This is a genomic window from Dickeya oryzae (assembly GCF_020406815.2).
Classification (GTDB): Bacteria; Pseudomonadota; Gammaproteobacteria; order Enterobacterales; family Enterobacteriaceae; genus Dickeya; species Dickeya oryzae.
The window spans coordinates 4,757,406-4,763,888 of sequence record NZ_CP162670.1 but is presented as its reverse complement, the minus strand read 5'-3'; the positions used below and the strand labels follow the sequence as shown (position 1 = coordinate 4,763,888).

The following is a 6,483-nucleotide window of genomic DNA, read 5'->3' as shown; positions in this document are numbered from 1 at the left end:
GGCGGACTCCACTCGAACAAGGTCAATCAAGAAAAGGAACAGACGTTAGTTATGTAACTCATGATTTTTCAGGCACCCGGCTGCGCATGGACACTACTACGCCGGGGTGCGCCGCGCATAAGGCGGCTTTACCGTGACGATCCCGATCCAGAGATCGCTAGCGGGACGGCGGATCATAACCTAAACCACGAAAGAGATCTCCCCTTTCTACACAGTTTCGATCCTTTTTATCCACAGGCTCTTCTTATAGTCTGTGTCAAATTCCGCTTTTATTACGGGATACCCATAAGGTTACCCACAACCTGCCCTGGATCCCTTGCGGGTAGTAAGCATAGACGTAATCGACACGATCAGCGGTGACGCGGATCATGATCCCGCAGACAGGATCGCTGAGGGATCCTTGCGCTTTATCGCAGAGTCCGTATAATTCGCGGCCTGCGCGTAGCGCCTGTTTTCTGTGCTGAGCAGCTCATTTTATGTGCTGAACAAACAGAAAATCCGGGACCACCGGGAAGTTTCAGGCGGGTAAAACGCGGATGTTAATTGACTCGGGGCTGTACAATTATTACAATCCCGCCTCTTTATTATGCGATAGAGGCGTCGGTCACTTTTCACGCCGAGTAGCCAAACGCGTTTACTGTGAAGTCTTAAATCAAGTTTAGGTAGAAATCGCCATGAAACGCACTTTCCAACCGTCCGTATTGAAGCGTAACCGTAGCCACGGTTTCCGTGCTCGTATGGCCACTAAAAATGGTCGTCAGGTTCTGGCCCGCCGTCGTGCGAAAGGCCGTACTCGTCTGACTGTTTCCAAGTAATAAAAGCTAACCCTTCGAGTGGTTACGCTCGCTTTTCCCAGGGAGTTACGTCTGTTAACTCCCAGCCATTTCTCTTTCGTCTTCCAGCAGCCTCAACGGGCCGGCACGCCGCAGATTACCATCCTCGGTCGCCCGAATACGCTGGGACACCCTCGTATTGGCCTCACCGTCGCAAAAAAGCACGTCAGACGGGCTCATGAACGTAATCGTATCAAGCGCCTGACACGTGAAAGTTTTCGTTTGCGTCAACACGAGCTACCCGCGATGGATTTTGTCGTCATCGCTAAAAAAGGGGTGTCTGAACTGGATAACCGTACGCTAACGGAAGCGTTGGAAAAATTATGGCGCCGTCACTGTCGTTTGGCTCACGCCTGCTGATCGGCCTGATACGCGGGTATCAACGCTTTATCAGTCCGCTACTTGGACCGCACTGCCGCTTTCAGCCGTCGTGCTCCCAATATGGCATTGAGGCAATACGCCGGTTCGGCATGATAAAAGGCTGTTGGTTGACGCTCAAACGCGTATTAAAATGCCACCCTTTGAACCCTGGTGGTGATGATCCCGTACCGCCAAAACCCGACAATAACAGAGAACATTAACGATGGATTCGCAACGCAATCTTCTTGTCATCGCTCTGCTATTCGTGACGTTCATGATCTGGCAGCAGTGGGAAACGGACAAAAATCCACCCGCGGCCACCCAGACCACGCAACAGGCGAATGGCGCTGTAGGCGATGCAGCCAACCAGGGCGTACCAGCCAGCGGTCAGGGTAAACTGATCACCGTGAAAACCGACGTGTTGTCGCTGAACATCAACACTCGCGGCGGTGACATCGAAGAAGCCGACCTGCTGGCTTACCCGGCAGAACTGGGCTCCAACCAGCCATTCAAACTGCTGGAAACCACCCCGGCCTTCACCTACCAGGCACAAAGCGGCCTGACCGGTAAAAACGGCCCGGACAACCCGGCTAACGGTTCACGTCCGCTGTATACCGCCTCGGCAGATCGCTTTGAGCTGGCCTCAGGCCAGAACGAACTGCGTATTCCGTTGACCTATACCGATGCTAACGGCGTCAGCTTCACCAAAACCTTCGTGTTAAAGCGTGGTGAGTACGCGCTGAACGTGGAATACAGTGTCAATAACACCAGTGCACAGCCGCTGGAACTGACGCTGTTCGGCCAGTTGAAGCAATCTATCGATTTGCCGTCACACCGCGACACTGGCAGCAATAACTTTGCTCTGCACACTTACCGTGGCGCAGCGTTCTCTTCCAGCGACGATAAATATCGCAAATACAGCTTTAGCGATATGAAAGAGAACCTGAACATCAACACACAGGGTGGCTGGGTTGCGATGCTGCAACAGTATTTCGCTACCGCCTGGGTGCCAAACGCTGCCGCGAGCAATACGTTTTATAGCGCCAACCTTGGCAATGGCTTAGCCGCTATCGGCTTTAAGTCGCCTTCTGTTGTTGTACAGCCGGGTAGCCAGCAGAACCTGAACGCCACCTTGTGGGTTGGCCCGGAAATTCAGGACAAAATGGCCGCCGTTGCACCGCATTTGGACCTGACCGTAGATTACGGTTGGTTGTGGTTCATCTCCCAACCGCTGTTTAAGCTGCTGAAATTCCTGCACGGCTTTATCGGCAACTGGGGCTTCTCCATCATTGCCATCACCTTTATCGTGCGCGGCATCATGTACCCGCTGACCAAAGCGCAGTACACCTCGATGGCGAAAATGCGCATGCTGCAACCGAAATTGCAGGCGATGCGTGAGCGTATCGGCGACGATAAACAGCGCATGAGTCAGGAAATGATGGCGCTGTACAAGGCTGAGAAAGTGAACCCGCTGGGCGGCTGCTTCCCGCTGGTTATCCAGATGCCTATCTTCCTGGCGTTGTACTACATGCTGATGGGCTCGGTAGAACTGCGTCACGCGCCGTTCGCACTGTGGATTCATGACCTCTCGGCGCAGGACCCGTACTACGTGCTGCCGATCCTGATGGGTCTGACCATGTTCTTCATTCAGAAGATGTCGCCGACCACGGTCACCGATCCGATGCAGCAGAAGATCATGACCTACATGCCGGTTATCTTCACCGTGTTCTTCCTGTGGTTCCCGTCAGGTCTGGTGCTGTACTATATCGTCAGCAACCTGGTGACCATCGCCCAGCAGCAGCTGATTTACCGCGGGCTGGAAAAACGCGGGCTGCACAGCCGCGAGAAAAAGTAACCGGTTGATTGCCCAATCAATCTCATTATGAGGCGGTCACTGACCGCCTTATTTTTTTACAATAAGACAACCCCGTAACCGTGCCTGAAAACAGGCGAAAAGGCAGAGAGAACACCATGAGCCATACCGACACCATCGTTGCCCAAGCCACCCCGCCGGGACGCGGCGGCGTAGGTATTCTGCGCATCTCCGGCCGCCAAGCCTCAGCGGTAGCACAAGCCGTACTGGGTAAGCTGCCTAAACCGCGTTACGCCGATTACCTGCCTTTCCATGACGTCGATGGTAGCGTGCTCGATCAAGGCATTGCCCTGTGGTTCCCCGGCCCGAACTCCTTTACAGGTGAAGACGTGCTGGAACTACAAGGTCACGGTGGCCCGGTGATCCTCGACCTGCTGCTCAAGCGCGTCGTGGCGCTGCCGGGTGTGCGCATCGCCCGCCCCGGCGAATTCTCCGAACGGGCGTTTTTAAACGACAAGCTCGATCTGGCGCAGGCCGAAGCGATTGCCGATCTGATCGACGCCAGTTCTGAGCAGGCGGCCCGTTCCGCCGTCAACTCGCTGCAGGGTGTCTTTTCCTCCCGCGTTCATCAACTGGTGGAAGCACTCACTCACCTTCGAATCTATGTGGAAGCCGCGATCGATTTCCCCGATGAGGAGATCGATTTTCTCTCTGACGGCAAAATTGAGGCCATGCTCAATGCAGTAATAGGCGATCTGGAAGGCGTACGTGGCGAAGCGCGGCAAGGCAGCCTGCTGCGCGAAGGGATGAAAGTGGTGATTGCCGGTCGACCCAACGCCGGTAAATCCAGCCTGCTGAATGCGCTGGCCGGGCGCGATGCCGCTATCGTCACCGATATCGCCGGTACCACGCGCGATGTGCTGCGTGAGCATATTCATATCGACGGTATGCCGCTGCATATCATTGATACCGCCGGGCTGCGCGAAGCCAGCGACGAAGTAGAACGTATCGGTATTGAACGGGCGTGGCAGGAAATCGAACAGGCCGACCGGGTACTGTTTATGGTCGATGGCACCACCACCGACGCGGTAGAACCTGCGGCTATCTGGCCAGAATTTATGGCGAGACTACCAAGCCGATTGCCGATCACCGTCGTGCGTAACAAAGCGGATGTCACCGGCGAACCGCTGGGTATTGAAGAGGTAAATACTTACTCACTTATCCGCCTCTCCGCCCGAACGGGTGACGGTGTAGACCTGCTGCGTGACCACCTCAAACAAAGCATGGGATTTGCCAGCAACACCGAAGGGGGCTTCCTGGCCCGCCGTCGTCACTTGCAGGCGCTGGAACAAGCAGCGCAGCATCTGCAGCAAGGCCACGAACAACTGGTCGGTGCCTACGCCGGTGAACTGCTGGCCGAAGAGCTTCGACTGGCACAGCAGGCGTTAAGTGAAATCACCGGTGAATTCACCTCCGACGATCTGCTGGGGCGGATTTTTTCCAGTTTTTGTATTGGGAAGTGACATAGACGTACTCCCCCCCCAAAAACGTCCGGCGCCACTCGCCGGGTGTGACGTTAAACTGGCGGCGGAAGTGCTGACGCAGTGACGCTGCGGTGCCGAAGCCGACCTGTTCGGCGATGGCTTCGATCGACAACGTGGTGGATTCCAGCAATGTTTGGCTTTGTTGCAGGCGCTCGGCCATCAGCCATTCACCGACCGACATCCCGGTAGCCTTGTGAAACTGTCGGGTGAACGTGCGACGGCTCATTAGCGTCCGGCGCGCCAGGTCGTCGAGATGATAGGAATGGTCGAGGCGGCTTCTCAGGTAATCCAGTAGCGCGTTGATTCTGGCGTCCTGCGTCGATGTCGGCATCGGCCGCTCGATGAACTGTGCCTGACCGCCTTCACGATGCGGGGGGATCACCATTCTTCTGGCGATTTTATTGGCAATGACACTACCGTGGTACTTTCTGACCACATGCAGGCAACAATCCAGCCCAGCTGCCGTCCCTGCCGAAGTGATCAGCCGCTCGTCTTCCACGTATAACGCCTGTGTATCCAGCCGTACATCCGAAAAACGCTGCTGAAAATCCTGCGCGAACTCCCAGTGTGTCGCGGCGTTGCGCTGCGTAAGCAGCCCAGCCCAGGCCAGCACATAGGTGCCCAGACACAGCCCAACCAACAGACTGCCACGCGCATAGGCCTCGGCTAACGCCTCCAGCAACGCCGGATTCGGTGTTTCCTGTGGGTTACGCCAGTAAGGTACCACCACGATATCGGCTTGCGCCAGCGTATCCAGCCCGAATGGGGTATCAATCTGCAGCCCTTGTGCGGAACGCAACACCCCCTCTTCACCAGCGCAAAGACGCAACCTGAATAACGGTTGTCCCGGCAGTACATCGCCGAAGATCATGCAAGGCACCGATAAATGAAACGGGCTGAACTGATCGCAGGCGACCACCGCGACCGACGGAATAGGCTTACTCACATTACGTTCCTCCTGCGTTGTCACTGCCCGTTTTGTATACCGGCTACAGCATACAGGACTCGCCATCGGCCGGAATCAATACCCGATGCGACACGCCATGTTGCTGCACAAAATCCGCCAGAGCCTCACGACTCAACGCCGAATGGTTAACCGCTTCCATATGGCTGGCGATGAGGGTCGCATTCGGTGCGTGCTGCGCCACGCTCAGTACATCCTGCTGGTTCATGATGATTGACCCCTGGCCGACAATTTGTGCATCGCCGCAGTTGAGCACAATCACTTCTGGCACATAGCGACGCAGATTTTCCGCCACCTCCGCATTCCAGACGGTATCGCCCGCCAGATACAGCGTTTTTTCCTGTGGATGACGCAGCACGACGCCACACACCTGGCCCAGCCTCTCGCCCAGTTTTTCCATAATGGCATCACTGCCATGCTGACCCGGTGTTTTACTCAGCGTGATATCGCCAAAAGTACTCTTATCGCCAAAAGTACTCTGCTCGCTCAACAGCCGGACATCGCCAAACCCGGCGGCCCGAATCAGGCTTTGATCGTGCTCATGCTGGGTAAATATCGGTAATGATTTCGGCAGCCGGGTGGCGGCGACATCATCCCAGTGATCAAGATGCGTGTGGGTAACAATTACCGCATCCACACCGGCAAATAGCGCCTCCAGCGTGACCGGCAAGTCCACCAGGGGGTTACGCAGATGGCTGTTCAGCGTCCCCTCGAAACCGGGATAAGCGCCTTTGTCAGCCAGCATCGGGTCGATGAGAAATGTTTTACCGGCGAAGCCAATTTTGAGCGTCGCGTTTCTGATCTGGGTAATGTTCATAGCGGTATTCCTCTTTTTAAGACACATATGGCGGACTACCGTCATTCTGCTTAAAAAACCACATCACCAGCAGTGGCCCAAAGGTCATTTATCGCCAAGTTTGGGCCAAATCATTATTTTTCATTACACCGGAGTGCATTCACTCACTATCG

General features: G+C 55.4%; 7 protein-coding genes. 5 read left to right on the top strand and 2 right to left on the bottom strand.

Going from position 1 to position 6,483, the window contains the following annotated elements; all coding sequences use genetic code 11:
* The first annotated feature begins 674 nt into the window (after positions 1-674).
* The 5 genes from rpmH (at position 675) to mnmE (ending at position 4,529) form a co-directional block, all read left to right on the top strand.
* Positions 675-815 (top strand): 50S ribosomal protein L34, encoded by a 141-nt coding sequence (gene rpmH, locus LF929_RS21000; protein ID WP_004093983.1) that lies wholly within the window; start codon positions 675-677, stop codon positions 813-815.
* Positions 816-833: 18 nt separating this feature from the next.
* Positions 834-1,193 carry a ribonuclease P protein component gene (gene rnpA / locus LF929_RS20995; RefSeq protein WP_012886808.1) on the top strand — a complete coding sequence of 120 codons (360 nt, stop codon included), beginning with the start codon at positions 834-836 and terminating at the stop codon, positions 1,191-1,193.
* Positions 1,157-1,414, top strand: a complete 258-nt coding sequence (yidD, locus tag LF929_RS20990) for a membrane protein insertion efficiency factor YidD (protein WP_012886807.1) — start codon at positions 1,157-1,159, stop codon at positions 1,412-1,414. Before rnpA ends, yidD begins: the two co-directional genes overlap by 37 nt.
* 2 nt (positions 1,415-1,416) lie before the next feature.
* On the top strand, positions 1,417-3,048 hold the full coding sequence (gene yidC / locus LF929_RS20985; RefSeq protein ID WP_226092780.1) for a membrane protein insertase YidC: 1,632 nt from the start codon (positions 1,417-1,419) through the stop codon (positions 3,046-3,048).
* Positions 3,049-3,164: 116 nt separating this feature from the next.
* A complete protein-coding gene (mnmE, locus tag LF929_RS20980; RefSeq protein ID WP_210174786.1) occupies positions 3,165-4,529 on the top strand; it encodes a tRNA uridine-5-carboxymethylaminomethyl(34) synthesis GTPase MnmE in 1,365 nt (454 codons plus the stop codon).
* On the opposite strand, the gene LF929_RS20975 is transcribed toward mnmE, so the two are convergent.
* Positions 4,474-5,496: a GlxA family transcriptional regulator gene (locus LF929_RS20975; RefSeq protein ID WP_226092779.1), complete on the bottom strand. Its 1,023-nt coding sequence runs from the start codon at positions 5,494-5,496 to the stop codon at positions 4,474-4,476. The genes mnmE and LF929_RS20975 overlap by 56 nt on opposite strands.
* A gap of 43 nt (positions 5,497-5,539) precedes the next feature.
* Complete coding sequence (locus tag LF929_RS20970) at positions 5,540-6,331, bottom strand: MBL fold metallo-hydrolase (protein WP_226092778.1); 792 nt, start codon at positions 6,329-6,331, stop codon at positions 5,540-5,542.
* Positions 6,332-6,483: the final 152 nt, after the last annotated feature.

Bases quoted from the DNA above. Each gene is read 5' to 3' on its own strand.
- rpmH (WP_004093983.1), top strand. From the start codon at position 675: ATGAAACGCACTTTCCAACCGTCCGTATTGAAGCGTAACCGTAGCCAC.
- yidD (WP_012886807.1), top strand. From the start codon at position 1,157: ATGGCGCCGTCACTGTCGTTTGGCTCACGCCTGCTGATCGGCCTGATA.
- yidC (WP_226092780.1), top strand. From the start codon at position 1,417: ATGGATTCGCAACGCAATCTTCTTGTCATCGCTCTGCTATTCGTGACG.
- mnmE (WP_210174786.1), top strand. From the start codon at position 3,165: ATGAGCCATACCGACACCATCGTTGCCCAAGCCACCCCGCCGGGACGC.
- LF929_RS20970 (WP_226092778.1), bottom strand. From the start codon at position 6,331: ATGAACATTACCCAGATCAGAAACGCGACGCTCAAAATTGGCTTCGCC.